This window comes from Bacillus sp. ISL-4 (assembly GCF_018613275.1).
Taxonomy (GTDB): Bacteria; Bacillota; Bacilli; order Bacillales; family DSM-1321; genus Peribacillus; species Peribacillus simplex_E.
Genome location: NZ_JAGGQN010000008.1, coordinates 60,118 through 85,772, shown reverse-complemented (window position 1 = coordinate 85,772; position 25,655 = coordinate 60,118). Strand labels below are relative to the sequence as shown.

Genomic DNA, 25,655 nt, shown 5'->3' with positions numbered 1-25,655 from the left:
GTCGATATATCTCTATTCGGAGATAAAACTATAAAATTCGTCGATATATCCCTAAATTCGGAGATAAAACAGTAGATTGCGTCGATATATCTCTAAATTCGGAGATAAAACAGTAAATTGCGTCGATATATCCCTATATCCGGAGATAAAACTAAAGATTACGTCGATATCTCTATTCGGAGATAATTTGCATTTCCTGCCCAAACACCTTGAGTCCATATATCATAACTTATTACATTCAATCTTATAGAGGTGAATGACCATGTATATGTACCCAACGTATCATTATGAAGATCAAGTTTTTCTTGAACGGCAGTTTCCCGGTCTATCCGGCTTTCCAGGCATACCAGGATCACCGGGCTTTCCAGGCCAACCCGGTTTTCCCGGTGCGCCTCAATTCCCAGGTCAACCAGGACCACCGCCGAGTTCGCAAGCACCAACAGCGCCCCCGCCAGCGTTTATCCCTCAACAGCAATCGGCTTCAACATTTGCCGTAGATCCAGGTGCCATTTCGTTTTGTCTGTTCAGGAATACGTTTATATGGCTAAACAATGGTGCGAGTTTCTGGTATTACCCCATTTTCGTCGGTCCGCGTTCTGTTGCCGGCTTCAGGTGGAATGGCAGGTTCTGGACGATTTTTGGTATCGATACAAGACAAATTAATTCATTTAGCTGTTTTTGAAAAAATGCTCAAAGGAGATGTTTCCTTTGAGCATTTTATGTTTCGGATTGTTTTGCTTTCTTCCCATATGAAAAGATATGACAGCAAGACAGAAGCAGCACTATCCAAAGAAAAAGATCATTAAGGGAAATGCCTATCGTTGATCGTGTAAAACAACTGCGCCTTGATCCTTACATCATGATCGGTGTGACCATCTTTCTTAAATAGGACACTGAGAAATAAACCGATCATAACTCCAAGAAGTACCTCGGGTGAAACGATATGAGATAGAATACTTACTGGAAAAAAATCATTAATAAGCAAAAGGGTGCTGATGATCATATAAATCATTTGAAAAGGAATCAAGAAATTCATTTCGCACTCCTTTTTTGTTAAATTATACCTTGTTTTGTTATTTAAATTCTTTCATTTTTGAATGTGGCGAAATAAAAGGCCAACAATGTTCAATATTTAATAGAAATGGTAAAATCATTATGCTCCTATAAAATTTAGTGAATGAAAATGAAAATAGAGGATGCTGTTGAATATGAGGAAAGTATCGATTGAAACCAAGATTCTCGGGTTAGTCTTATCGTTGAGCTTGTTTTTGATTATTTTATTGACGACTACTTTTTCCTATATGGAAGGAAGGCAAATAGCGAAGGATAAAGGTCAATTGGCGTTGGAACTTTCAAAGACGATTAGCTTCATGCCTACAGTTACAGAGGCCTTTGAAACGGATGATCCCGCTAGGACAATTCAGCCGATTGCCGAAAAGATTCGCAGGGAAACAGGGGCTGAGTTTATCGTTGTCGGGAATAAAGAGGGAATTCGCTATTCCCATCCGCTTGCTTCCGAAATTGGGAAGCGGATGGAAGGCGGGGATAATGCCAGGGCCATTCAGGAAGGCGAATACTATGTCTCCGAAGCGGCAGGGTCACTCGGTCTTTCCATTCGGGGGAAGTCACCGGTATTCGATGCGGATGGAAAAATAATTGGAATCGTCTCCGTTGGTTTTTTAGTCGACGATGTCCGCGCCCAAATTTTCAAGGACTTGTCCAGAGAGATGATTGTATCTTTAGTGGCCATCATGATATCGATCATTGGCAGTTATATGCTGGCAAGGAGCATACGTAAAGATACTTTGGGGCTGGAACCATTTGAAATCGCCAATTTATATAAAGAAAAAAATGCAGTGCTTCAATCGGTGAAAGAAGGGATTCTGGCCATTGACCATAATGGGTTGATTACCTCGATGAATCAGCCGGCAAAAAAATTGCTGGATATTCAAGAGTCGGTTCGCCATTTGAATGTGGATGGCCTATTTCCTTCGAAATATTTATTCGAAGTGCTGAAGTCCGGTGAACCGCAAGTGGATAAGGAGATTTCATGGAAAGACAAATCCGTTATCGTCAATTGTACGCCAATCTTCGATAGTGAAGGGGTAAGCGGTGTTGTCGCTTCGTTCCGTGATCGAACGGAAATTGAGGAAATGGTCAACACATTATCGGAAGTGAAGATGCATTCAGAGGATTTAAGGGCACAAACCCATGAGTTCACCAATAAACTATATGTCCTTTCAGGTTTGATACAATTAGGCGAATATGATGAAGCAATAGATATGATTCAAAGCGAAACATCCGAACTGCATTCCCTGAACCGTGTCGTGTTCGAACAGATAAAGGATACAAAGGTACAAGCCCTTTTACTTGGAAAGATAGGGAAAGCATCGGAGAAGAAGATCTTCTTTGAAATAGACGCACAAAGTTACCTAGAGAAACTGCCGGATCATATAAAATTGTCACAACTAACATTGATTCTAGGCAATATTATCGATAATGCACTTGAAGCGGTTTCAAGCATGGAAGAGCCGCTCGTGAAATTTTTCGCCACAGATATCGGAAATGATATGGTTTTTGAAGTGAGTGATAACGGAAAAGGAATACCTGAGGATGCCATCGCCCATATTTTCGATCGGGGTTTCACTTCGAAAAACAGCGGAAGTCCGAGTGGTTATGGACTTTCGAATGCTGATCATGTCGTCAAAGAGCTGGGCGGCATTATCGAAGTTTACAGCGAGGATGGAAACACCATATTCACCGTGTATCTTCCTAAAGAACAGTGAGGAGGGAAAGAATGCTGAAGATAAGAGCAGTCATCGCAGAAGATGATTTTCGTGTAGCGGATATCCATGAAAAGTTCTTAAAAAACTTTGATGAAATAGAAGTGGTCGGAAAAGCTGTCAATGCCAAAAAAACGCTTCGGATCTTGGAGCAAAAAAGCCCGGATCTGCTTTTGCTTGATGTTTATATGCCAGATCAACTTGGTACAGACCTCCTTCCGGACATACGGAAAAAGTTCCCGAATGTGGATATCATCATGATTACCGCGGCAACGGATAAAGACCAACTTGAAAAGGCGCTTCACTATGGTGTAGAGAATTATTTAATTAAACCAGTGGAAATGAAACGTTTCAACCAAGTTATCGAAGAGTATCTGAAGAAAGTCCATCTGATGAAATCCAAACAAGAGATAGATCAGGATTTTGTTGATCTTATTTTGAAAAAGGGATCTGCGGTTTCGGAAAAAAACGATGGGCCGGCCTTACCGAAAGGGGTCGACGAAATCACTTTGGCGAAAGTGATCGAGGTACTCAAAGCAAGCGATATCGGTTTGTCGGCTGAGCAAGTGAGCGGACAGATCGGCGCTTCCAGGACAACCGCGAGACGCTATCTGGAATATTTGATATCCGTAAAGAAATGTAAAGCGGAAGTCGTATACGGGGTAGTGGGAAGACCTGAGCGAAGATATTATAAAATTCAATAGAATTAAGTGTGAAGCACCTTCAAGATTGGAGGTGTTTTTTTATGCATGCATGGATTGAAAGATTTCAAAAAAGCAATATATGTCAAAAACACGATGTTTTAATCTGTTATCTTATTCTTAAGGAGGTTCGGAAATGAGATACAGTCCCATCATCCAAAAAACGATTGAATATATAGAGAATAGCTAACAAGAGGAATTGTCCTTGGATAACATCGCACGATTCGCAGGTTTTTCGAAATTTCATTATCATCGTATTTTTCACAAGGAGGTTGGAGTGACCGTATCAGAAAATATTCGATATCGAAGGATCGCCAATGCAGCTAACATGCTGCTTTTTACAGATGAAAAAATAATCGACATTGCTTTTTATTACCGCTTTGAAACACAAGAATCCTTTACTCGATCATTTAAGAAATATTATGAACTGCCGCCAGGGCAATATCGGAAACTCGTAAGTAAATTAACCTTGCTAAAGGAGGAAATGACGATGAAAAACGAACAATTATTAAAAGGATGGAATTTAAGCGGGAGTCCTCCATTCAATTATAAAATGGGAATTGACCGGGAGACTTTCCATAAAGGCCAGGCATCAGGTTTCCTGAAATCTGTCACTGCGGAATCAGGAGTTTGCAACGATGATGCAGCAATTCAAGGCGGAAAATTATCTTTGTAAAAGAATGAAACTGTCGGGTTTTTTAAAATCAAAAGATGTTGATGGATTTTGTGGTTTATGGATGAGGGTGGATAATGCCCTTCATGATGTTTTGCAATTCGACAATATGGGGAATCGGCCTATCATTAACGATACGGAATGGAACCATTATTATATTGTCTTGGATGTACCTGAAAACAGTGCCATCATTTCATTCGGGGTCCTTCTTTCAGGGCGTGGCAAAGTATGGATCGATGAACTGGAATTCGAGGAAGTCTGTAAAGATACACCAACGACCAATATAAATTACGGCTGTGACCTTTTGGATGGACCGGCAAATCTATCTTTTGAAGAATAAATGCGCAGTAGCATGCCTTTGCCAGCGATAAAGATATAGTCAAAGTTTTCTTAATAATTGCAATCATTTCTTTGAAGAACCCGCCATGCAACCCGGGGAGTGGCGCCGGTTCAGCCTCGAAAAATCGCTTCCGTGAACACAATGAACAAAAATAACAAAATAGTTTTAAAACACAATAAATTGAGAACGCTTACAAATGAAGCGATTTCATATACAATTTACCTTATTAGAAGATAAGGAGTGATTGATATGCTCGCTTTATTAGGATATTTGATGATAGTAGCGTTTATGATTTTAATTATGACAGGGCGACTTACAGCCATGATAGCTTTGATTGCAGTACCAAGTGCCTTTGCACTTATTGGCGGGTTTGGCGGTAAAATGGGTGAGATGGCGCTGGAAGGGATCAAAGACGTTGCGCCAACGGGAATCATGATTTTATTTGCGATCCTTTTCTTTGGCATTTTGATCGATGCTGGCGTTTTTGATCCGATCATCAATACGATACTTAAAGTTGTAAAAGGAGATCCAGTGAAAATTGCGATCGGCACAGCAGTTCTGGCTTTGCTGATTTCCTTGGATGGAGATGGTACAACCACATATATGATAACGATTTCAGCCATGCTTCCGCTATATAAACGGATTGGTATGAGACCGCTTGTATTGGCCGGTATTGCCGTTTCGTCATCTGGAGTCATGAACCTTCTTCCTTGGGGAGGCCCTACAGCACGGGTGATGACCGCTTTAAAACTTGAAATGTCCGATGTTTTCACCCCTGTCATCCCAGCGATGATCGGCGGAGTCCTGTTCGTCCTTTTCATGGCATATTGCCTGGGTAAAAAAGAAAGAAAAAGAATCGGGATCATAGAAGTCGATTATCATGTTATGGCACAGCAAGCGGCTGCAACGGAAGATGCTTATATTAAGCGTCCTAAAATGATTATATTCAATTACGCATTGACTCTTACATTGCTGGTGGCGCTGATTATGGAACTTATGCCTTCAGCGGTTCTGTTCATGATAGGTTTTGCCATTGCCATTACGGTTAATTATCCGAAACTCAGTGATCAAAAGGAGCGTGTGGCAAACTATGCGGACAATGCTTTATCTGTAATTTCGATGATTTTTGCAGCAGGTGTCTTCACTGGAATCCTTGCCGGTACGGAAATGGTCGATGCCATGGCAAACTCTTTGATCCAGCATATTCCAGATCAAATGGGCGCACATTTTGCTGTCATCACAGCCATCATCTCAGCACCTTTTACGTTCTTCATGTCTAATGATGCATTTTATTATGGTGTGCTCCCATTGCTTGCTAAAGCGGGAGCTGCTTATGGAATTGACCCTGCCCTGATCGGCAGAGCTTCACTATTAGGGTTGCCCGTCCATCTATTAAGCCCGCTTGTTCCATCTACCTATCTATTGGTTGGAATGGTAGGGGAAGATTTCGGTGCATTGCAGCGTACCTTCCTGAAATGGGCATGCGGATCGACGCTTGTCATGATAGTGGTATGTGTCCTATTGGGAATCATCCCGCTATAAAGCTCTAAAGAGTCCCGTTCGCTAAGATGCGAACGGGACTCTTTTTTGTCTTTATCAAGCAGTGAATAAATCTGGAAAAGTGAGATACATTATGTTTGTCTTCTCTTTCGCGACAAAGTTAGCTTTTACTTTTATTGAATGCGGAAGGTACGTACCTTAAGATTAAAGGAAACTATATTAATATGAAGGGAAGAGTGCAAAATGGCTCACTTTAATATAAAAGTTGCAGTTCAAAAGTTCGGTAACTTTCTAAGTTCAATGGTCATGCCGAATATATCAGCTTTCATAGCATGGGGGCTAATCACTGCCCTATTCATCCCATCTGGTTTCCTGCCAAATGAAAGCCTTGCCAAAATGGTTACACCGATGGTTACGTTTTTACTGCCGCTTTTAATTGGGTATACAGGTGGTAAGCTAGTCCATGACCACCGTGGCGGCGTAGTCGGTGCCATTGCGACAATGGGCGTCATCGTCGGATCTGATATCCCGATGTTCCTTGGCGCCATGATAATGGGACCGTTCGGCGGATATGTCATCAAGAAATTCGATCAATTGATTGAAGGGAAAATAAAAGCCGGTTTTGAAATGCTTGTTAATAATTTCTCAGCGGGGATAATTGGCGGCTTATTGTCCATTCTATCCTTCTTGGCCATCGGGCCTGCTGTTGACGTATTTACAGGCTGGCTTGTAGCAGGAGTCGATTGGCTTGTCGGTACAGGTTTACTGCCGTTGACAAGTATCCTGATCGAGCCTGCCAAAGTATTGTTCTTGAACAATGCCATCAATCATGGTGTACTATCACCAATCGGTGTAGAGCAAGTTAAACAAACAGGGGCTTCAATCCTGTTCCTGCTTGAATCGAATCCTGGACCAGGTATCGGCGTATTGCTTGCCTATTGCTTTTTTGGAAAGGGAACGGCGAAGAAATCGGCTCCAGGAGCTGCCATCATTCATTTCTTCGGCGGGATCCATGAAATTTATTTCCCTTATATCCTAATGAAGCCGATGTTATTCTTAGCCGTTATTCTTGGAGGAATGAGTGGAGTTTTCACATTGGTCCTACTAGGCGGAGGATTGTTCGCTCCTGCTTCTCCAGGCAGCATACTTGCCATTACAGCAGTAACTCCGCATAATGCGGGCGCATATATTGCTAACTTTGCAGGCGTGATCGTAGCCGCCCTTGTTTCATTCATCGTCGGTGCATTCATCCTGAAAACAGGAAAGCAATCTGAAGAGAATATTGAAGATGCTGCGAAAAAAATGCAAGAAATGAAAGGCAAGAAAAGCTCTGTTGCCGATGTATTCGCTTCAGATCCGGGAACGATGCCAACGAACGTCAGCAAAATAATATTTGCCTGCGATGCTGGGATGGGGTCAAGTGCGATGGGAGCTTCGCTACTTCGCAAGAAGGTGAAGGAAGCCGGATTGAATATCACCGTGACCAATACGGCGATCTCGAACATTCCTGCTGATGCACAAATCGTCATAACACAGGAAGAGTTAACTCCAAGGGCACAAAATAAAGTGCCGAATGCTTATCATGTATCCGTCGATAATTTCCTATCGAGCCCTGAATACGATTCATTGCTTGCGCGGCTTCAGGATGATGGCACCGATGAGCTGCATGAAATCGTCGAAGATGCTGAAGAGAAGGTTCCCGGTGTTCGTGAACATTCAATCGAGCCTGGCATCAACGTTGATGAGCAGGATGATAATGAATTGCTTCGCGAAGAAAACGTCTTCCTTAATCAACAATTCGCCAATAAGGAAGAAGCGATCCGCTTTGCGGGAAGAGCTTTGGTCAATGCAGGTTACGTTAAGGAAAGCTATATTGAAGCAATGATTGCCCGTGATGAATTGACTTCAACCTATATGGGGAATGATGTAGCCATTCCGCACGGAACCGAGGAAGCTAAGAAAGATGTCCTTAAATCTGGATTTACCGTTCTACAAATTCCTGATGGAGTCGACTTTGACGGCCAAAAGGCACGATTGATATTCGGCATCGCCGGCAAGGACGGGACACATCTTGAAATTCTATCTGGCATTGCAGTTACCTGCTCTGAGATGGAGAATATCGAAAAGATGGTTAAAGCCACATCAGCCAGGGAATTGATGGATATTATAAATGTCGGAAATAATTAAATAAACTTAACCAAGAATAGAAAAGCGTTTTTCGCTTTTCTATTCAGTATTTTCTCGTGTTACTCCACCAGAAATGAGTTGGTAGCATGTATATTACTTCAAGGGAAAAATCAATCATAGAATTAATCATAAAAACTTCTGGAAAACATACAGCCTTATCCATTGCGACACAATTGAATGTTAGTGTCCGGACTGTTCAACGTGATCTGAAGTCCATAGAAAAAATCCTGCAATCATTTGAGTTGCATTTAACACGCAATACACATGAGGGACTGACCATCGACGGGAAGAATGAACAAGTCTTTCGGCTTGTACAGCACCTGATGGGCAATCATCCAATCGATCAAACGCCACAAGAAAGAAAGTTGCATCTCCTTTTAGCTTTACTGCAGGAAGAATCATATAAAACTCAAGTTCTTGCGGGGGATCTCGGTATAAGCATTACGACTCTTACAACCTATTTGGACGAACTGACTGAATGGTTAAAGAATTTTAATATCGTGATTACGAGAAAAAGGGGAGTCGGAATAGAGCTTGCCGGCACTGAAGAAAATAAACGGAAAGCCCAGGCCGCCTATTTTTTGCACTTTTTTAATGAAGAGCTGATTGAAAGTTTATTTTTGTTGCAAGAAGGAAAATTCCCAGAAGCGAAAATCCTCGACTATTTTGATCCCGAATATCTTCTGGCTATCGATGGGGTGCTGTTTTCCACTTTTAACAGTGTCCATTCTCGTTTGGCGGATAGCGGGTATATAGGGTTAATTGTACATATTTATGTAACCCTGCAAAGGAATGAAAGCCAATTTTTTTTGGAGAAGGACTTCAAGAAAATAAGCGAACTTTCCGATGAGAATAATCTCATGAATAAAATAGGCAAGGAACTCAGCACCATGCTGGAAGTCTCTTTTACCATCGATGATATAAGCTACCTGGCAGCCATCCTTAAAGGTTCCAAGCTTCATGCGGCGGATGCTGTTCCATATGACAGTGTGTTGCTTGGCCAGCTGATAAGAAACCTGATAAAAGATGTTTCGGCACAACTGCAAATCGATTTGACCATGGATTTCCCATTGTATCAAGGGCTTCTTGCCCATATGGAACCATCAATATTCCGGATCAAACAGGAAATGGGATTGTACAACCCCTTAACCGAAGATATTAAACGAAAGTATCCGGTTCTCTTTTTGGCAGTAAAGACCAGTCTGGAAAAAGGATTCAAAGAAATAAAAGAATTTCCTGAAGATGAAATAGCCTTCATCGTCCTGCACTTCGGATCTGCATTAGTGCTGCGGGAGGAAGAAATATCAATAAGGGCACTCATCGTTTGCCCGACAGGTATCGGCACGTCGAAGATGCTTGCAAGCCGGATCAAAAAAGAAATCATCGAAATCGAGACTGTAGAAATCAAGACGATCAAAGACATCCAGCAGCAGGGCAGCCTGAAAAACTATGATGTGATCATTTCTACCGTCCGGCTTCCGTATATCGATAGTGATTATATTCTTGTATCCCCACTTTTGAGTGAAGAGAATATATTGAACATCAGGAATTATTTAAGGAAGAATATCGAAAACTTCACGAAGAATAAGCGTTATGGCAGTCATTCCGCCCATAAGGATACCGTGACCAAAAAAGAGGATGGCGAATTGAAAGAAGTGCTGCAGGAATTGAAAGATGCCCAGCAGAGCATCGAGTCAATCATGGATAATTTCCGGTTTTATCGGCTGCCGCATCTTAAAGGACATCCAGAAATCATCGAAGAAATGGTCAGGATGGCTGAAAATGAATCACTGCTAATGGGTGTGGATGATGTAATCGATTCCTTGAACGAACGGGAAAAAAAAGGTGGTTTAGGCATTCCTGGCACTGGAATGGGCCTTTTCCATACGAGACACAAGAATGTGAAAGAACTGATATTCCAGGTGGCCCACCTGGAGGAATATCGTCTGGTCAAAGGTATGGATGGAAATGACGTCCATATGAAAAATTTACTGCTGATGCTGGCACCTGAAGAATTGAGTGCGAAGCAGCAGGAAATCGTCAGCTTAATAAGCTCAAGCTTAATTGAAAGCAATGAATCCATCATGATTTTTTCATCTTCGGACGAGGAAATGATTAACAGAAGGCTGGAAGCCATATTTTTGGACTATTTATATACTAACTTGATAAAGGGATGATTGTAATGAAACAAGCAGTACATTTTGGTGCAGGAAACATTGGAAGAGGATTTATCGGAGCACTCTTTTCACAATCTGGATATCATGTGACTTTTGTGGACATAGCCGATCAAATCATCGATCAGTTAAATGATAAAAAGCAATATCAAGTCAAACTGGCTACTGATCAACAAGAATCCGTAACAGTAGAAAATGTTTCGGGTTTAAACAGCTTAAAGCAGGAAGAGGAAATCATTAAAGCAATTTCCGAAGCAACCTACCTCACCACTGCTATCGGTCCCAATATTTTGCCTCATATCGCTCCTTTAATTGCAAAAGGATTAGCCTCAAGGGTGAAGGAAACCGATGAAAAATTATATGTGATCGCTTGTGAAAACCAAATATCGGCAACAGACCTTTTAGAAGGCTACATTCTAGAAAACTTGGATCAAGATACAAAAGAAAAACTAGCCGATAAAGTATACTTCTTTAACTCAGCAGTCGATCGCATCGTTCCCATTCAAAATAACGAAGGATCACTCGATGTCTTGGTGGAACCTTATTATGAATGGGTCGTTGAAACGAATGAAAGCATTCCTGCCGTTGAAGGGATGACCATTGTAAAAGAACTCGCTCCATTCATTGAGAGAAAACTGTTCACCGTTAATACAGGACATGCCGTCATTGCTTACCTTGGTTATCTCAAAAATAATAAATCGACGATTGACCAATCATTGGAAGACGCAGGCATTGTAGAGCAAGTCAAGAAAACCCTAGGGGAAACGGGCGCTTATTTAATAAAGCAATACGGTTTGGATGCAGAAGAGCATCAGCAGTATATCGAAAAAATCATTAATCGATTTAAAAACTCCTACCTGAATGACTCGGTGAATAGAGTCGGCCGTTCACCGCTGCGCAAGCTCGGGCCAAACGACCGCCTCGTGCGCCCTGCCGTAGAAGCTAAAAAAGCCGGACTTTCCTATACTAATCTGGCGAAAGCGATAGCCGCCGCTTTACTCTTTGATTTTAACGAAGATGAAGAAGCCCTTAAACTGCAAACGATGATCAAAGAACACGGTATAGCTACCGCACTTAAAGAAGTTAGCGGATTGGACGAAAATAGCGAAATAACCAAAGAAGTTATCAACCACTACAACAACTTGAAATAAAAGCCGAAAACTCCTGAAAACTTTTTTCAGGAGTTTTTTCTTAATTAAAAAGCCAATTATATATCCGATAAACTTTAAAACTCAAAAAAACCTTGTAAACAGTAATCATTACGTTTTATAATAAAAGACAGTCAAGATATGAGGGTGTATATAAAGTATAAATCGTAATAATTTCGATTTGGATGAAAGGAGTTTTTTATGAGATTAGGCTTTACTAAATGCGGATAGTGCAGTAAATCAAAAGTTAGGTGCAATTTCTTAAGATTTTGGGTGCTATTGCACGAGATTTAAGCTGTTACTCACGGGTTTGGAGCCGTTACTCACGGATTTGGCGCATTTACTCGTGAGTTTGGAGCGTTTACTCGTGAGTTTGGGGCGTTTACTCGTGAGTTTGGGGCGGCGTTTACTCGTGAGTTGGGCACAAATACTCGTGAATTGGTGTTCAAACACGAGTTGGTTGATTTTACACAAGACTGTGAAGGGTATTGCACGAGATTTAGAGCCGTTACTCACGGATTTGGCGCATTTACTCGTGAGTTTGGATCGTTTACTCGTGAGTTTGGGGCGTTTACTCGTGGGTTTGGAGCATTTACTCGTGAATTTGGCACAAATACTCGTGAGTTTGGAGCAAATACTCGTGAATTAATGTTTACACTCAAGGAGCATTACATAGTTTGATTTCGGATAAGCACTCGGCAGTGCGTTGCCTGGTTTGTCATGATAGTAAAGCAAAGCTGCGGTTTAAATCGTAATCAATACGATTTTGCAGCAGCCGATAAAAATAGTTGAGGTAATGGAGGAAATCTATCGTGATTAGAAAATGTAAATCGATTTTTATTGTATGTTTTTCATTCTTTCTTTTGGCTGCTTGTTCCACCGAGTCTGCGAAAGACCAAGGGGGAGGGGAGAAGGAAGTGAACTTGCTTTTTAATTTTGCGGCTAGCTCGCTTGATCCGAATGTTGATACTAGTTATGTGTCACTAAGGGCTGGGATCACTGAGACATTGGTGCATCTCAATGATGAGGATTTGACCATCGAACCTTGGCTGGCGAAAAGCTGGGATAGCAAGGATGGTCAGTTATGGAATTTTGAGTTAAGGGAGGGTGTGACTTTTCAGAATGGAAAGCCGATGGATGGCAAAGCGGTAAAGGCTTCCTTGGAGAGGGCGATGAAGGATAGTCCGGCGATCAAGAATGCTTTGCGCATTGAATCGATTGAAGCAGACGGAAATACGCTGACCATTAAGACGGAGGTTCCCCTTCCTGAGTTTCCTTCTGAATTGGTCCATCCAAATACATCGATTATTGCCGTGAAGGAAAGTGACTATATAAACAAGCCGATAGGAACAGGGCCATTTGCCGTTTCGAAATTCATACCTGGTACGGCTGTTGATTTAATTCGGTATGAGTCTTACTGGGATGGAGCCGCAAAGCTTGAGAGAGCCAGGTTTTCGTTTAATGAAGATGCCAATGCACGTTCCCTTGCCCTTGAATCGGGAGACGCCGATATTGTTTTCCGTCCGGAAGTGGAAAGCCTGGAAAATTTAGAGGCGATAGATGGTGTGAAGGTTGAATCGACATCCACTTTCCGGGTCCATCAAATGACGATGAATTTGGAACGTAAAGCACTGCAGGACATACACGTCCGAAAGGCGATCGATGCCTTGATCGACCGTTCATCCATTGCTGATACGATTTTACATGGTCATGCAGAAGTGGCAACAGGGCCATTTCCGTCCACTTTCTCTTTTGCTCCGAACTATCCGAAAAAAGAGAATGGAATGGAAGCGGCTAAGGGGTTTCTTGATCAGGCGGGATATAAAAAAGTGGATGGGGTGATGCAAAAAGACGGCAAACCGTTAACGTTTACACTTCTTACATACAGTTCACGTGCCGACCTGCCGTTAATTGCCCAAGTTTTTCAATCGGATGCCGGCCAGTTGGGGATTGGTGTGAAAATCAAGCAAATAGAAATCCCTGAAGAGTATATGGCTGCCAATCGCGATTGGGATTTAACGACCTACAGCAATTTAACGGCTCCGCGCGGGGATGCCGGCTATTATTTAAATGCTACTTATCATCCAAAGGGAGCCTTGAATTTCAGTGGGGCCGATGATGATCACCTGACGTCACTGATTGACAAGCTGAACGTAACGGTCGGACAGGAGAAGCGCTCGGATTTAGCTGAGGATATTGCGATGTATGTGGATGAACAAGTGTATAATTCATTCATTTTACATCCGAATACGCTTGTTGCTTATGATGCCGATAAAGTTAAAAACTGGACCACTTCGAGAAGCGAATACTACATGCTGACGAATGAACTGGATGTGAAGTGAATGTTCAGCATCTTAGTCCGGCGATTCATTGAGGTCGTGATTTTTGTCCTTGTGATTACATTCATCTCTTTCCTTTTTGTTCGGCTTGCTCCAGGGGACCCGGTTCTCTCGATACTTCAAGTGGATGATGTGTCGATCACAAACGAACAAGTCAATGAGCTTCGTGAAGAATTGGGGTTCAATGATCCGCTGTTAGTGCAGTATGGCGATTGGTTTATGGACTTTATCCAATTGGATTTCGGTAATTCCTATCTGACGAATCAGCCTGTGATGGAGATGATCATGAGCGGGCTGCCTGCAACACTTGAGCTGGCGGTTGGCGCATTGCTTGTGATGCTTGGTATAGCCATTCCATTAGGTTCGCTTGCTGCCTTATACAGGGGAAGCTGGATTGATCAGATGAGCCGTGCCGTTTCTTTGTTGGGCGCAGCCATCCCTAGCTTTTGGCTGGGGCTGCTCTTGATGGATTTATTTGCGGTACGATGGGGGTCCCTTCCAACAATGGGCAGGGACGGATTTCGTTCTTTGATTCTGCCTTCAGTCACATTGGGGCTGGCCATCACAAGTGTGTACGTCCGTTTGCTGCGTTCGAGTTTGATTGATTCCCTCAGTCATGATTTCATCAGGGCTGCCCGATCAAGGGGGATTTCGGAAATGCGGATATTTTTTGCCCATGCATTTCGTTATAGCCTGCCCCCGGTCATTACCGTATTCGGTGTCAGCCTCGGCAGCCTGATCGGCGGTGTAGTGGTGATCGAAGTGATTTTTGCCTATCCAGGCATTGGTAAGATGGTCGTGGACTCGATTCGTTCACGGGATTATCCAGTCATCCAAGGATACCTGTTGGTCATGGCCATCATTGTATTCATGGTTAATAGTGCCGTGGATTTATCTTATCGCTATTTAAATCCGGAGCTAAGACTGAAGGAAAGGAAGCATGGAAAATGGAGTTAGTTATCAAAAAAAAATCCAAAAGGCGCTGGAGAATGACCGTCCTTTTTACGGTGATGGCTGCAGTCCTTGCCGTTGCGGCTTACACCTTTCTTATCCTGAAACATGATCCGGCACTGGTCAATCTCGGAGAAAGGCTATGGCCGGCGAGCTTGGAACATCCGTTAGGGACGGATCATCTAGGGCGTGATGTATTGACACGTCTTCTGCTTGGCGCACAGCTGACGGTTGGCTACGGTTTCTTATCTCTGTTTGCCGCTGTTATCATCGGCGTCCCGTTCGGGGTGATTGCCGGTTTTAAAGGAGGTCTGAGCGATCGGATCTTCATGCGCATTGCAGACGCATTTCTCGCATTCCCTGATACGATCGTTGCCATTGTGCTTAGTGGCTTACTAGGACCAGGAATCGAAAATCTCCTATTGGCGATCGTTCTAGTGAAATGGGTGAATTATGCCCGGCTTGTGCGAAGTACGGTGATCACCGAACGTCGGAAGGATTATGTTACAGCTGCTAAAATCAATGGATTAAGTTCATTTGGGATTATGCGGAAGCATCTTTTTCCGCACCTTATCGGGAACGTGCTTGTATTGGCTAGCCTTGATTTAGGAAAAATCATTTTGCTCATATCTTCCTTATCATATATCGGGCTAGGGGCGCAGCCGCCAGCACCAGAGTGGGGAGCCATGCTGAATGATGCCCGTCCATACTTTCAATCCAATATGTTGCTCATGATTTACCCGGGGCTCGCCATCGTATTTGTCGTCCTTCTATCCAACATACTCGGTGATTATTTGCGCGATGCATTCGATGTGAAAAAGGAGGTGGGATCATGAGCATTTTATCCGTGAGGCAGCTAAATATCATGGGAAAGCAAAATCATATCGTCAAGGATCTTTCATTAGATGTGCAGGAAGGTGAGTGGTTCGCACTTGTCGGACAAAGTGGGAGCGGCAAAAGCATGACGGCCATGGCAATATGTCAGCTGCTTGCACCCAATCTCCAAGCTAAGGGGGAAATTTGGTACGAGGAAAAGAATCTTTTAACGCTATCTTCCTCTGAAATCAGGAAGATTCGCGGAAAGCGCCTGGCCTATATTTTTCAAGATTACCAGGGTTCATTCACACCGTTCCTTACTATCGGTCAACATTTCGACGAATATCAGCGAACACATTTGAACCTTTCCAAAAAGGCAAGGAGGCAGCAGGCGGTCAAGGCGCTCATATCGGTTGGCCTGAATGAAGATATCTACGGCAGATACCCTTTTCAATTAAGCGGTGGGCAGCTTCAGCGCGTATCCATTTCGATAGCCCTGCTGCTTGAACCGGATATTTTGATAGCGGATGAACCGACTACAGCCTTGGACAGTGTATCTTCCTTTAAGGTCTTACAGCTGTTATCAAGGCTCCAAAAAGAAACCGGATGTGCGGTCTTATTCATTACCCACGATTTACGTCATGTCAAGAAGTATGCGGATCGCATTGCGGTCATGAGAGACGGGGCCATCATTGAGACCGGTGATAAAAATCAGGTATTGAATCATCCGCAGCATGCTTATACGAATAAACTGATTCAATCATCGCCATCATTGAGCAGAATTCCATTTAAGCTTGAAGGGGTGTCAGGATGACTTTATTAGACGTGCGAAATGTCCATAAAAGCTATGATAACGGAGTGGAAATACTAAGGAACGTGAATTTCAGCATCGAAAGGAAGGAATGCCTCGGGTTAGTGGGAGAGAGCGGCTGCGGAAAAAGCACACTGGCAAGACTCATCCTTCAGATTGAATCTTTTGACCAGGGCAGCATCCTATTTGAAGGAACCGCGCTGCAAAACAAAAGCGAACGCGGTTTAAAACCGTATCGCAAGAACATCCAGGCCGTTTTGCAAAATCCTGCATCGGCCTTGAATCCAAAACTAAGGATAAAAGATTCACTAATGGATCCATATCTTCAATTTGGCAGCCAGGTCAATATGAAACATTTTACGTATACAGGTGAAGCGAACTTTATCGGACAGCTGCTGGAAGCCGTGGAGCTTCCAAAGAGTTTTGCTGAACGTTACCCGCATGAGCTAAGCGGCGGACAAAAGCAGCGGGCGACCATTGCCCGCGCGATCAGCATTGAACCTGCCCTCATTATATTGGATGAACCGGCTTCAAGCCTGGACGTTCTGTCACAAGCGGCGATGCTGAAATTGTTAGACGGGCTGCGGGAGACTTTGGACATTTCTTACCTTTTTATTTCTCATGATCTATCGGCTGTACAGGAGATGAGCCAACGTATCATGGTGATGAAAGGGGGGGTTATTGTGGACTCTTTCGAAAACGAACAGCTTTTTTGCAGCAATCGCCATTCATACACAAAAGAACTGATTTCGATGTTTGAATAATGAGGTTGTGTTTATTTGATTTTTAATCGCAATGAACGAGTTGCTTCGGCAATTCGTTTTTATTTAGGGAAAAAAAGATATTCCTATAAACTTACTTGACATTACAAACTTATTAAAATATAATAACTTACATAAAGTAACTAACAAAAGAAGAATTCATACATGAATAAAAATGAAGCGGGTCAAGTTTTTTTAAGGGTGATTTTAGGTCTTACTTTTTTCATTCACGGTGTTTCAAAGTTTCAAGGAGGAATAGGGAATACGGCGGGATTTTTCGATAGCCTTGGCATTCCTGGCTTCATGGCGTACATCGTTGCAGTAATCGAATTGATCGGAGGACTTGCGGTTATACTGGGGTTGGGAACACGAATCGTTTCCGTCCTATTTGCGGTCATTTTGGCGGGGGCGATCTTCACGGCAAAATTACCTGCCGGTTTTCTTGGGAACGGGCAAGCGGCGGGCTACGAACTGGACTTGGCACTGCTGGCCATGTCTGTTTATCTAGCGTGTGCAAACCGCACGGTTCTTTCTTTGGATCATTTGATTATCAATAAAAAAGGGAAGTGACAATATGGATAAAAATTTTCATCAAAAACCAATTACTTTTGTTGGCGAAGTCAGTATAAATGTTTTGGATTTGAATAAGGCCATTCTGTTTTATCAAGAAATCATCGGTCTTCAAGTATTGAAGAAAACCGACCGGCAAGCCGTTTTAACGACAGACGGAAAGACCCCGTTGCTGACACTTGAGCAGCCTGCGGATGTGATTCCGAAAGAAGGGCGGACGACGGGCTTATATCACTTTGCCCTTTTACTGCCAAGCCGTGCCGATTTATCGATTTTTTTGCGCCATTTACTTCAAACGAAATATCCATTTGGAGCGGGGGATCATGAAGTGAGTGAAGCACTGTACATTACCGATCCGGATGGCAATGGCATTGAAGTATACTCTGACCGGCCATCCACTGATTGGAGATGGGCCGATGGGGAAGTCGCAATGGGTACGGATCCGTTAGATGGGAATGACCTTCTGAAAGAAAGCAATGGTGAGTGGAGCAAACTCCCTATAGGTACTTTAATGGGGCATATACATCTGCATGTAGCGGATTTACGTAAAACGGAGGAGTTTTACATGCAGGGTCTTGGGTTTACCGTTGTGAATCGATATGGAGGAGCGCTCTTTACTTCAACCGGCGGATATCATCATCACATCGGGTTGAACACTTGGAATGGCGTTGGCGCCCCAGCTCCAAAGGAAAATAGTGTGGGGCTGAACTGGTATACTCTTGTTTTTGCAGATCAAGATGCGAGAAACAAAGTAATGGAGCAACTGAAAGGAATCGGGGCTGTCGTAACGGAAAAAGAAGGGTTTTTCGCTGTAACAGATCCATCTGGCAATGAGATTCATTTAGTCGTCTGAATTTAAAGCAGAAAGCAAGGGTGAGGATAATGGGATTTTTAAGTAGATTATTTGGAAATAAAGAAACCGCGGCAGGGGAGAATGAAAAAATGACAAAAGTATTATTCGTTAAAGTGAATGATCGGCCAGCAGATCAGGCAATCAGCTCGAAAATGTATGACACATTCTTAAATGCATATAAAGAGACACACCGTACAGATGAAGTGACCGAACTGGATTTATTTAAAGAAGAACTTCCTTACTATGGAAATACGGCGATTACCGGGTTGTATAAACGCAACCAAGGCCTTGAACTGACAGCCGAAGAGGAAAAGGCGGCCGAACTGGTTGACCAATATTTAAATCAATTCCTGTCCATGGATAAAGTGGTATTCGCTTTCCCTCTATGGAACTCAACGGTTCCTGCACCGCTAATCACATATCTTTCCTATTTGGCACAAGCCGGTAAAATGTTCAATTATACGGCGGAAGGTCCTGTCGGGTATGCTGGAGATAAAAAAGTCATGCTATTGAATGCCCGCGGTTCTGATTATGCATTAGAAGGAATGGCTTCTGCTGAAATGGCCGTGAATTTAGTGAAAAATATCATTGGCCTATGGGGAATCAACAATCCGGAGGTCGTGGTCATTGAAGGACATAATCAGTATCCGGATCGGACACAAAAAATCATCGCGGATGGTTTGGAAAAAGTTGTGAAATCGGCTGAAACATTCTGATTGCGAATGGAATGAATAGCAGGCAAAGAAGGCCCTCCATATTAATGGGGGCCTTCTTCGTGCGGAAATGATGTTATTTGACCTGATACTTTTTCAAGCGGTATTGAAGGCTTTGGCGGCTGATATTCAAGGCCTTGGCAGCTTGGGAGATATTCATGCCATGTTCTTTTAAGATCTTCTCCAAATATTGCTTTTCAGTATTGGCGATATAATCATCAAGAGATAAGGTCGACTCCTGTAAATCTCCATTTACATGATTCTCTTTTCTTTCGGGATGAATGTCTTCCAAATGGGCTTTCTTCCTAAATAAAGTCGGAAGGTGGGTGATGGCAATCTTTGTATCGTCAGGTTCCATTAAATTCATGGCCCCCTCAATGATATGTTCAAGTTCCCTTACGTTCCCGGGCCAGTCGTAATCATAAAAAAGCGAGTAAACCTCTTCGCTGATCCCTTCAATATTCAATTCGAACAGCGCATTGAATTTCTCGATGAAGGATTGCGCCAGCAAGGGAATATCCTCTTTCCGTTCACGAAGAGGCGGGATGAATAACGAAACGACGCTTAATCGATAATATAAATCCTTTCGTAAATGATCATTTGAAATGGCATCTATCGGATCTTCATTTATCGTTGCTATGACCCGTACGTCAATTTTTTTATCTTTTGTATCCCCAACACGGCGAATCGTCCTTTCTTGAAGGGCCCTTAATAATTTCGCCTGCATATTCGGATTTAAGGAATTGATTTCATCAAGAAGGATGGTCCCGCCTTGAGCCTGTTCGAATAAACCTGGCCTTTCAATCGAACCGGTGAAGGCCCCTTTCTTCGTACCAAAAAGAATTCCTTCAATAAGACTATCTGGCAGGGCAGCACAGTTTTGGCTGATGAAAGGATGTGTTGAACGGCTGCTGCCATTATGGATGCTTTGGGCAAAGAGCTCTTTTCCCGTTCCCGTCTCCCCGACGATGAGGATGGAGGATGTCGTCCTGGTCGAACGCTTGCTTTTTTCAATGACTTCCAAGAAATTCTCGCTCGTTCCGATGATGCTGTCAAATGTATATTTCGTATCGCCTTTATTCAAGATATTATCTTTAATGATTCTTTCAAGATTCGTTATATCCTTTGCCACTTCAATGGCTCCAATGATATTTTGGTTCTGATCCAAAATCGGAAACGTATTATTGATTGTTGTAATTTCCTGTCCGAGATTATTGAAGTAGGTCTGCTTCGAGTTTTCGGTTTTCCTTCCTGAATGAAGCGCCCGTATTAATGTGCTCTCTGTTTCTTCCTTGAATATAAAGATCTCGTGAATCTTTTTCCCTAATACCTCTTCTGAATCCATGCCTTCTATTTCAGCCATTTTCTTGTTATATATAATGGTCCGCCCTTTTATATCGATTATATGTAACCCGATATCGATTACGTCCACTAGTGAATGGAGGATGGTTTGGAAACCTTCTATTTTAATGATTTGATCTAAATGCATGAATGCCTCCCGTTTTTCTTCTTTTCTAAGAGCTATTGTAGAGGAATTGAAGCAAAGGCGCAAATAAAATTTGCACAGCAAGATTATTTTGCATTGAAGTGCAAAATTTTTTTGCGGAAAAAGTGCAAAAACGCTGTTTTTTATGGTTTTTCTAGTTGGCATGAATTTTGCATTAATAAAAAGTGTAAGGTTTAAGCGACAAAAATAGGGATTAGAGCAAAAAATAATGGCATACTATGTCAATTTTGCCCCAAAAGTGCTGAATTTTATTGCATTTTTAAAGAAAAAACATTATTTTTTCAAAAAAATGAAAAGTTGGCACGGAACTTGCTTGATTAATAAGGGAGAAGTAAAAACATAAACTTTAGGGAGATGAGACATAATGGTCCAAACATATAAACACGAACCATTTACTAATTTTAAAATCGAAGAAAACAATAAAGCTTTTCAAGCGGCATTGAATGATGTAGCTAATGATTTAGGGAAGAAATACCCGCTGATCATTAATGGTGAAAAAGTGTTTACTGATGAAGTCATTACCTCTGTAAACCCAGCAAATAAAGAAGAAGTTATTGGAACCGTATCCAAAGCGAATAAGGATCTTGCTGAGCAAGCGATGCAAGCGGCAGATAAGACATTCCAAACTTGGAGAAAAACGAACGCGGAAGTGCGTGCAAATATTTTATTCAGGGCTGCAGCCACCGTTCGGAGAAGAAAACACTATTTCTCGGCACTATTGGTTAAAGAAGCAGGGAAGCCTTGGAATGAGGCGGATGCAGATACAGCGGAAGCGATCGACTTCATGGAATACTATGCACGTCAAATGCTGAAGCTTAAAGACGGCATGCCAGTGGAAAGCCGTCCGATTGAACACAATGCTTTCAATTATATTCCACTTGGTGTCGGTGTCATCATCTCACCTTGGAACTTCCCGTTTGCGATCATGGCAGGCATGACGACGGCTGCTCTTGTTTCAGGAAATACAGTCTTATTGAAACCGGCCAGTACAACACCGGTCATAGCAGCTAAATTCATCGAAGTGTTGGAAGAAGCGGGCTTGCCTGCAGGAGTCGTGAACTTCATTCCAGGAAGCGGTGCCGAAGTGGGCGATTATTTGGTAGATCATCCTCGTACACGTTTCATCAGCTTTACAGGATCTCGTGATGTTGGAATCCGCATTTATGAGCGTGCTGCAAAAGTTCATGAAGGCCAAATCTGGTTAAAACGTGTCATCGCTGAAATGGGCGGTAAAGACACGATCGTTGTTGATAAAGAGGCTGATCTGGAATTGGCGGCACAATCAATCGTCGCTTCTGCATTCGGATTCTCCGGTCAAAAATGTTCTGCTTGTTCACGTACCGTCGTAGTCGAAGATGTATATGACCAAGTCTTGAATCGTGTCATTGAATTAACGAAAGAGAAAACTGTCGGGGAACCAACGGATGTAAACAACTTCATGGGTCCGGTTATCGATCAAGCAGCTTACGACAAGGTCATGAGCTACGTTGAAATCGGTAAACAAGAAGGGAAACTTGTTGCAGGGGGAGAAGGAGACAATTCAAAAGGTTTCTTCATCCAGCCAACTATCATTGCCGATGTGGATGAAAACGCACGTGTCATGAAAGAAGAGATTTTCGGACCAGTGGTTGCATTCTGTAAGGCAAAAGATTTCAATCATGCAATCGAGATTGCCAATAACACGGATTATGGATTAACGGGTGCGGTCATCTCGAACAATATTGAACATATTGAACAAGCGCGTGAGGATTTCCACGTAGGTAACTTGTATTTCAATCGCGGCTGTACTGGTGCCATTGTAGGATACCAGCCATTTGGCGGATTCAATATGTCAGGTACAGATTCAAAAGCGGGCGGTCCTGATTATTTAGTTCTTCATCTTCAAGGAAAAACAACATCTGAAACGCTATAAATTCTAGGGGGAATCAACATGACAACATTAACGGATAAATTAATCGAGCAAACAGAACAATATGGTGCAAACAATTATAATCCACTTCCAATCGTCATTTCGAAGGCTGAAGGAGTTTGGGTGGAAGATCCTGAAGGCAACAAATATATGGATATGCTTAGTGCCTATTCAGCAGTGAACCAAGGCCACAGGCATCCGAAAATCATCGACGAATTAAAAAAACAAGCTGATCGCGTAACATTAACGTCCCGTGCATTCCATAGTGATAAATTGGGCCCATGGTATGAAATGGTTTCTCGCATTACGCAAAAAGACATGGCACTGCCTATGAATACGGGTGCTGAAGCTGTTGAAACAGCAATCAAGGCTGTTAGACGCTGGGGTTATGATGTTAAGGGAATCGCAGAAAACCAAGCTGAAATCATTGCTTGTATCGGGAACTTCCATGGCCGTACAATGGCAGCGGTGTCCCTGTCATCCGATGAGGAATATAGAAGGGGCTTTGGACCGATGCTGCCAGGGATCAAGCTTATCCCTTACGGCGATCTTGATGCATTGAAAGAAGCGATTACACCGCAAACGGCTGGATTTTTAATCGAACCGATTCAAGGTGAAGCGGGAATCATCATCCCGCCACAAGGATTCTTAAAAGAAGCTTACGACTTATGTAAAGAAAATAATGTCCTATTCGTTTCTGATGAAATTCAGTCAGGACTTGGACGTTCTGGAAAAATGTTCGCCTCTGACTGGGATGGAGTAATTCCGGATATGTACATTTTAGGTAAGGCGCTGGGCGGCGGGGTTTTCCCAATCTCTTGCGTAGCTGCAAACCGTGAAATCCTTGGCGTATTCAATCCTGGTTCCCATGGTTCTACATTCGGCGGCAATCCATTGGCATGTGCGGTTTCCATCGCTTCATTGGAAGTTCTTGAAGAAGAGAAGCTTGCGGAACGTTCATTGGAGCTTGGACAATACTTTATGGATAGTTTAAAAGAAATCAAGAATCCAATGATTAAAGATATCCGCGGCAGAGGCTTATTCATCGGAGTCGAATTAACAGAAGCAGCAAGACCTTATTGTGAGCAGCTTAAAGAAGAAAAACTGCTATGTAAAGAAACACATGATACAGTTATCCGTTTTGCTCCGCCATTAGTGATTACTAAAGAAGACTTGGATTGGGCAATCGAACGCATTAAAAGAGTTTTATCCTAATATACCTATGAGGTGAATTCCATTGAGTACAACTGTCAAAGAAGAAAAAGAAACTGCCAGCTTGCTTGATTCAACACAGGTCGTAATCAAGGAGGCGCTTGATAAGCTTGGCTATTCTGAAGAAGTGTTCGAGCTTTTGAAGGAACCTCTTCGGATGCTGACCGTCCGGATTCCGATTAAGATGGATGACAATACGACGAAGATTTTCACTGGATACCGTGCCCAGCACAACGATGCTGTCGGTCCGACGAAAGGCGGAATCCGATTTCATCCCGAAGTCGATGAGGAAGAAGTCAAGGCACTTTCAATGTGGATGAGTTTGAAATGCGGAATCGTGAATCTGCCATATGGCGGAGGAAAAGGCGGCATTATCTGTGATCCGCGTCAAATGTCCATTGGTGAATTGGAAAGGCTTAGCCGTGGATACGTTCGGGCAATCAGCCAAATAGTGGGGCCGACAAAAGATATTCCGGCCCCGGATGTTTATACGAATTCACAAATCATGGCATGGATGATGGACGAGTACAGTAGAATAAGAGAACACGATTCTCCTGGTTTCATTACAGGTAAGCCACTTGTACTGGGCGGTTCACACGGTAGGGAAAAGGCGACTGCACAAGGTGTCACCATCTGTATCGAGGAAGCGGCAAAGCGTAAGGGCATAGAATTGAAAGGTGCACGCATCATCGTCCAAGGGTTTGGGAACGCAGGAAGCTTTTTGGCCAAATTCATGCATGATGCAGGTGCGAAAGTGATTGGCATATCGGACGCATATGGTGCCATTTATAACCAGGATGGTCTGGATATCGATTATTTACTTGATAAAAGGGATAGCTTTGGAACGGTAACGACACTATTCGATAATACAATCACCAATCAGGAACTTCTGGAACAAGATTGTGATATTTTAGTGCCTGCTGCCATTTCCAATCAAATCACCAGAGAAAATGCACATCTTATCAAAGCCCAAATTGTCGTGGAGGCAGCGAATGGACCTACCACATTGGAAGCAACCAAGATCTTGACGGAACGCAATGTGCTTCTCGTACCTGATGTATTGGCAAGTTCAGGCGGTGTGACAGTTTCTTACTTTGAATGGGTTCAAAATAATCAAGGTTATTATTGGGAAGATGCTGAAGTCCAAACCAAATTAAAAGAGTTATTGGTCAATTCATTTAATCAAGTATATGAAATGTCCGGGACAAGAAAAGTGGATATGAGGTTGGCAGCGTATATGGTGGGTGTCAGAAAAATGGCAGAAGCCTCAATATTCCGTGGCTGGGTATAAGCTTTAGTCAAATAATGGAGAGTGGAGGAGTGATTCCGTGTTAAAACCGATTCATACCATCGAGTGTGCTCAGGATGGGACCGTCGAACAAGTTTACGTTCAAAAGAATTCCTATGTTTATGAATGGGAGAGGCTCTTTTTAGTGAAAACGGAAGATGGGAAATTGATTGATGTTTCAATAGGTGCCAGTGGTCACATTACTGAAATTAATGTTTCGGCAGGGGATCCTATTAATAGAAAGCTTCCTTTAGCTTTGCTCCAAGACGATTTTGTTATAACTGGCTCGGATTGATTATAGGAAAGAGGGTGTTCCAAAGGCGGAAGCGATTTCTGCTTTGGGATGCTCTTTTTTTGTTGTGATCATTAAATAGTGATGATAAAGCCAGGAAAAGTTTGAAAAGAAAAAACGCCCTGTT

At 42.8% G+C, this 25,655-nt stretch carries 22 protein-coding genes and 1 pseudogene; 21 read left to right on the top strand and 2 right to left on the bottom strand.

Annotated elements, in window-relative coordinates; genetic code table 11:
• The first annotated feature begins 262 nt into the window (after positions 1-262).
• The gene (locus tag J7J00_RS05630; RefSeq protein ID WP_396020488.1) at positions 263-682 is read left to right on the top strand and encodes a collagen-like protein; all 420 of its coding nucleotides are present in this window, start codon (positions 263-265) and stop codon (positions 680-682) included.
• Positions 683-802: 120 nt separating this feature from the next.
• On the opposite strand, the gene J7J00_RS05625 is transcribed toward J7J00_RS05630, so the two are convergent.
• The gene (locus J7J00_RS05625; protein ID WP_214788538.1) at positions 803-1,036 is read right to left on the bottom strand and encodes a hypothetical protein; all 234 of its coding nucleotides are present in this window, start codon (positions 1,034-1,036) and stop codon (positions 803-805) included.
• Between the two features lie 172 nt (positions 1,037-1,208).
• Between J7J00_RS05625 and J7J00_RS05620 the strand changes: the two genes are divergently transcribed.
• The 16 genes and pseudogenes from J7J00_RS05620 (at position 1,209) to J7J00_RS05545 (ending at position 19,323) form a co-directional block, all read left to right on the top strand.
• Entirely contained in the window at positions 1,209-2,786 is a 1,578-nt protein-coding gene (locus J7J00_RS05620) for an ATP-binding protein (RefSeq protein WP_214788536.1), read from the top strand.
• An 11-nt stretch (positions 2,787-2,797) separates the two neighbouring features.
• Positions 2,798-3,487, top strand: coding sequence for a response regulator (locus J7J00_RS05615; protein ID WP_214788533.1), 690 nt, complete (start codon positions 2,798-2,800; stop codon positions 3,485-3,487).
• Positions 3,488-3,620: 133 nt separating this feature from the next.
• A pseudogene (locus J7J00_RS05610) lies at positions 3,621-4,497 on the top strand (helix-turn-helix transcriptional regulator).
• A 249-nt stretch (positions 4,498-4,746) separates the two neighbouring features.
• Positions 4,747-6,039 carry a CitMHS family transporter gene (locus J7J00_RS05605; protein WP_214788530.1) on the top strand — a complete coding sequence of 431 codons (1,293 nt, stop codon included), beginning with the start codon at positions 4,747-4,749 and terminating at the stop codon, positions 6,037-6,039.
• Positions 6,040-6,240: 201 nt separating this feature from the next.
• A complete protein-coding gene (locus J7J00_RS05600; RefSeq protein ID WP_214788527.1) occupies positions 6,241-8,184 on the top strand; it encodes a PTS mannitol transporter subunit IICBA in 1,944 nt (647 codons plus the stop codon).
• Positions 8,185-8,270: 86 nt separating this feature from the next.
• Positions 8,271-10,361 (top strand): BglG family transcription antiterminator, encoded by a 2,091-nt coding sequence (locus tag J7J00_RS05595; protein WP_214788524.1) that lies wholly within the window; start codon positions 8,271-8,273, stop codon positions 10,359-10,361.
• Between the two features lie 5 nt (positions 10,362-10,366).
• A complete protein-coding gene (locus J7J00_RS05590) occupies positions 10,367-11,509 on the top strand; it encodes a mannitol-1-phosphate 5-dehydrogenase (RefSeq protein WP_214788521.1) in 1,143 nt (380 codons plus the stop codon).
• 307 nt (positions 11,510-11,816) lie between these two features.
• A complete protein-coding gene (locus J7J00_RS05585) occupies positions 11,817-12,155 on the top strand; it encodes a hypothetical protein (RefSeq protein WP_214788518.1) in 339 nt (112 codons plus the stop codon).
• Between the two features lie 163 nt (positions 12,156-12,318).
• Positions 12,319-13,848, top strand: coding sequence for a nickel ABC transporter substrate-binding protein (nikA, locus tag J7J00_RS05580; protein ID WP_214788514.1), 1,530 nt, complete (start codon positions 12,319-12,321; stop codon positions 13,846-13,848).
• Entirely contained in the window at positions 13,849-14,802 is a 954-nt protein-coding gene (nikB, locus tag J7J00_RS05575) for a nickel ABC transporter permease (protein WP_214788510.1), read from the top strand.
• Positions 14,793-15,632, top strand: coding sequence for a nickel transporter permease (gene nikC / locus J7J00_RS05570; protein WP_214788507.1), 840 nt, complete (start codon positions 14,793-14,795; stop codon positions 15,630-15,632). The genes nikB and nikC overlap by 10 nt, the downstream gene beginning before the upstream one ends.
• Positions 15,629-16,426, top strand: a complete 798-nt coding sequence (locus J7J00_RS05565; RefSeq protein WP_214788504.1) for an ABC transporter ATP-binding protein — start codon at positions 15,629-15,631, stop codon at positions 16,424-16,426. The genes nikC and J7J00_RS05565 overlap by 4 nt, the downstream gene beginning before the upstream one ends.
• Positions 16,423-17,187 carry an ABC transporter ATP-binding protein gene (locus J7J00_RS05560; protein ID WP_214788502.1) on the top strand — a complete coding sequence of 255 codons (765 nt, stop codon included), beginning with the start codon at positions 16,423-16,425 and terminating at the stop codon, positions 17,185-17,187. The genes J7J00_RS05565 and J7J00_RS05560 overlap by 4 nt, the downstream gene beginning before the upstream one ends.
• A gap of 162 nt (positions 17,188-17,349) precedes the next feature.
• Positions 17,350-17,754 carry a DoxX family protein gene (locus J7J00_RS05555; RefSeq protein ID WP_214788500.1) on the top strand — a complete coding sequence of 135 codons (405 nt, stop codon included), beginning with the start codon at positions 17,350-17,352 and terminating at the stop codon, positions 17,752-17,754.
• A gap of 4 nt (positions 17,755-17,758) precedes the next feature.
• Positions 17,759-18,607, top strand: a complete 849-nt coding sequence (locus J7J00_RS05550; RefSeq protein ID WP_214788498.1) for a VOC family protein — start codon at positions 17,759-17,761, stop codon at positions 18,605-18,607.
• 29 nt (positions 18,608-18,636) lie between these two features.
• The gene (locus J7J00_RS05545) at positions 18,637-19,323 is read left to right on the top strand and encodes an FMN-dependent NADH-azoreductase (protein WP_214788495.1); all 687 of its coding nucleotides are present in this window, start codon (positions 18,637-18,639) and stop codon (positions 19,321-19,323) included.
• 73 nt (positions 19,324-19,396) lie between these two features.
• Here J7J00_RS05545 and J7J00_RS05540 read toward each other — a convergent pair whose 3' ends face one another.
• Positions 19,397-20,809 (bottom strand): sigma-54 interaction domain-containing protein, encoded by a 1,413-nt coding sequence (locus J7J00_RS05540; RefSeq protein WP_214788492.1) that lies wholly within the window; start codon positions 20,807-20,809, stop codon positions 19,397-19,399.
• 382 nt (positions 20,810-21,191) lie between these two features.
• Between J7J00_RS05540 and pruA the strand changes: the two genes are divergently transcribed.
• The 4 genes from pruA to J7J00_RS05520 are packed head-to-tail and all read left to right on the top strand — an operon-like array spanning position 21,192 to position 25,531.
• A complete protein-coding gene (pruA, locus tag J7J00_RS05535; protein WP_214788489.1) occupies positions 21,192-22,739 on the top strand; it encodes an L-glutamate gamma-semialdehyde dehydrogenase in 1,548 nt (515 codons plus the stop codon).
• Between the two features lie 18 nt (positions 22,740-22,757).
• The gene (locus J7J00_RS05530) at positions 22,758-23,951 is read left to right on the top strand and encodes an ornithine--oxo-acid transaminase (RefSeq protein ID WP_214788487.1); all 1,194 of its coding nucleotides are present in this window, start codon (positions 22,758-22,760) and stop codon (positions 23,949-23,951) included.
• Positions 23,952-23,973: 22 nt separating this feature from the next.
• Positions 23,974-25,239 (top strand): Glu/Leu/Phe/Val family dehydrogenase, encoded by a 1,266-nt coding sequence (locus J7J00_RS05525; protein WP_286201189.1) that lies wholly within the window; start codon positions 23,974-23,976, stop codon positions 25,237-25,239.
• Between the two features lie 37 nt (positions 25,240-25,276).
• Positions 25,277-25,531: a biotin/lipoyl attachment domain-containing protein gene (locus tag J7J00_RS05520; protein WP_076364404.1), complete on the top strand. Its 255-nt coding sequence runs from the start codon at positions 25,277-25,279 to the stop codon at positions 25,529-25,531.
• Positions 25,532-25,655: the final 124 nt, after the last annotated feature.

Excerpts from the sequence above, each read along its gene's own strand:
- J7J00_RS05560 (WP_214788502.1), top strand. The coding sequence starts at position 16,423 with ATGACTTTATTAGACGTGCGAAATGTCCATAAAAGCTATGATAACGGA.
- J7J00_RS05545 (WP_214788495.1), top strand. The coding sequence starts at position 18,637 with ATGGGATTTTTAAGTAGATTATTTGGAAATAAAGAAACCGCGGCAGGG.
- J7J00_RS05565 (WP_214788504.1), top strand. The coding sequence starts at position 15,629 with ATGAGCATTTTATCCGTGAGGCAGCTAAATATCATGGGAAAGCAAAAT.
- J7J00_RS05600 (WP_214788527.1), top strand. The coding sequence starts at position 6,241 with ATGGCTCACTTTAATATAAAAGTTGCAGTTCAAAAGTTCGGTAACTTT.
- J7J00_RS05595 (WP_214788524.1), top strand. The coding sequence starts at position 8,271 with ATGTATATTACTTCAAGGGAAAAATCAATCATAGAATTAATCATAAAA.
- J7J00_RS05630 (WP_396020488.1), top strand. The coding sequence starts at position 263 with ATGTATATGTACCCAACGTATCATTATGAAGATCAAGTTTTTCTTGAA.
- nikB (WP_214788510.1), top strand. The coding sequence starts at position 13,849 with ATGTTCAGCATCTTAGTCCGGCGATTCATTGAGGTCGTGATTTTTGTC.
- J7J00_RS05530 (WP_214788487.1), top strand. The coding sequence starts at position 22,758 with ATGACAACATTAACGGATAAATTAATCGAGCAAACAGAACAATATGGT.
- nikC (WP_214788507.1), top strand. The coding sequence starts at position 14,793 with ATGGAGTTAGTTATCAAAAAAAAATCCAAAAGGCGCTGGAGAATGACC.
- J7J00_RS05615 (WP_214788533.1), top strand. The coding sequence starts at position 2,798 with ATGCTGAAGATAAGAGCAGTCATCGCAGAAGATGATTTTCGTGTAGCG.
- J7J00_RS05555 (WP_214788500.1), top strand. The coding sequence starts at position 17,350 with ATGAATAAAAATGAAGCGGGTCAAGTTTTTTTAAGGGTGATTTTAGGT.
- J7J00_RS05625 (WP_214788538.1), bottom strand. The coding sequence starts at position 1,036 with ATGAATTTCTTGATTCCTTTTCAAATGATTTATATGATCATCAGCACC.
- J7J00_RS05590 (WP_214788521.1), top strand. The coding sequence starts at position 10,367 with ATGAAACAAGCAGTACATTTTGGTGCAGGAAACATTGGAAGAGGATTT.
- J7J00_RS05620 (WP_214788536.1), top strand. The coding sequence starts at position 1,209 with ATGAGGAAAGTATCGATTGAAACCAAGATTCTCGGGTTAGTCTTATCG.
- J7J00_RS05605 (WP_214788530.1), top strand. The coding sequence starts at position 4,747 with ATGCTCGCTTTATTAGGATATTTGATGATAGTAGCGTTTATGATTTTA.
- pruA (WP_214788489.1), top strand. The coding sequence starts at position 21,192 with ATGGTCCAAACATATAAACACGAACCATTTACTAATTTTAAAATCGAA.
- J7J00_RS05550 (WP_214788498.1), top strand. The coding sequence starts at position 17,759 with ATGGATAAAAATTTTCATCAAAAACCAATTACTTTTGTTGGCGAAGTC.
- J7J00_RS05540 (WP_214788492.1), bottom strand. The coding sequence starts at position 20,809 with ATGCATTTAGATCAAATCATTAAAATAGAAGGTTTCCAAACCATCCTC.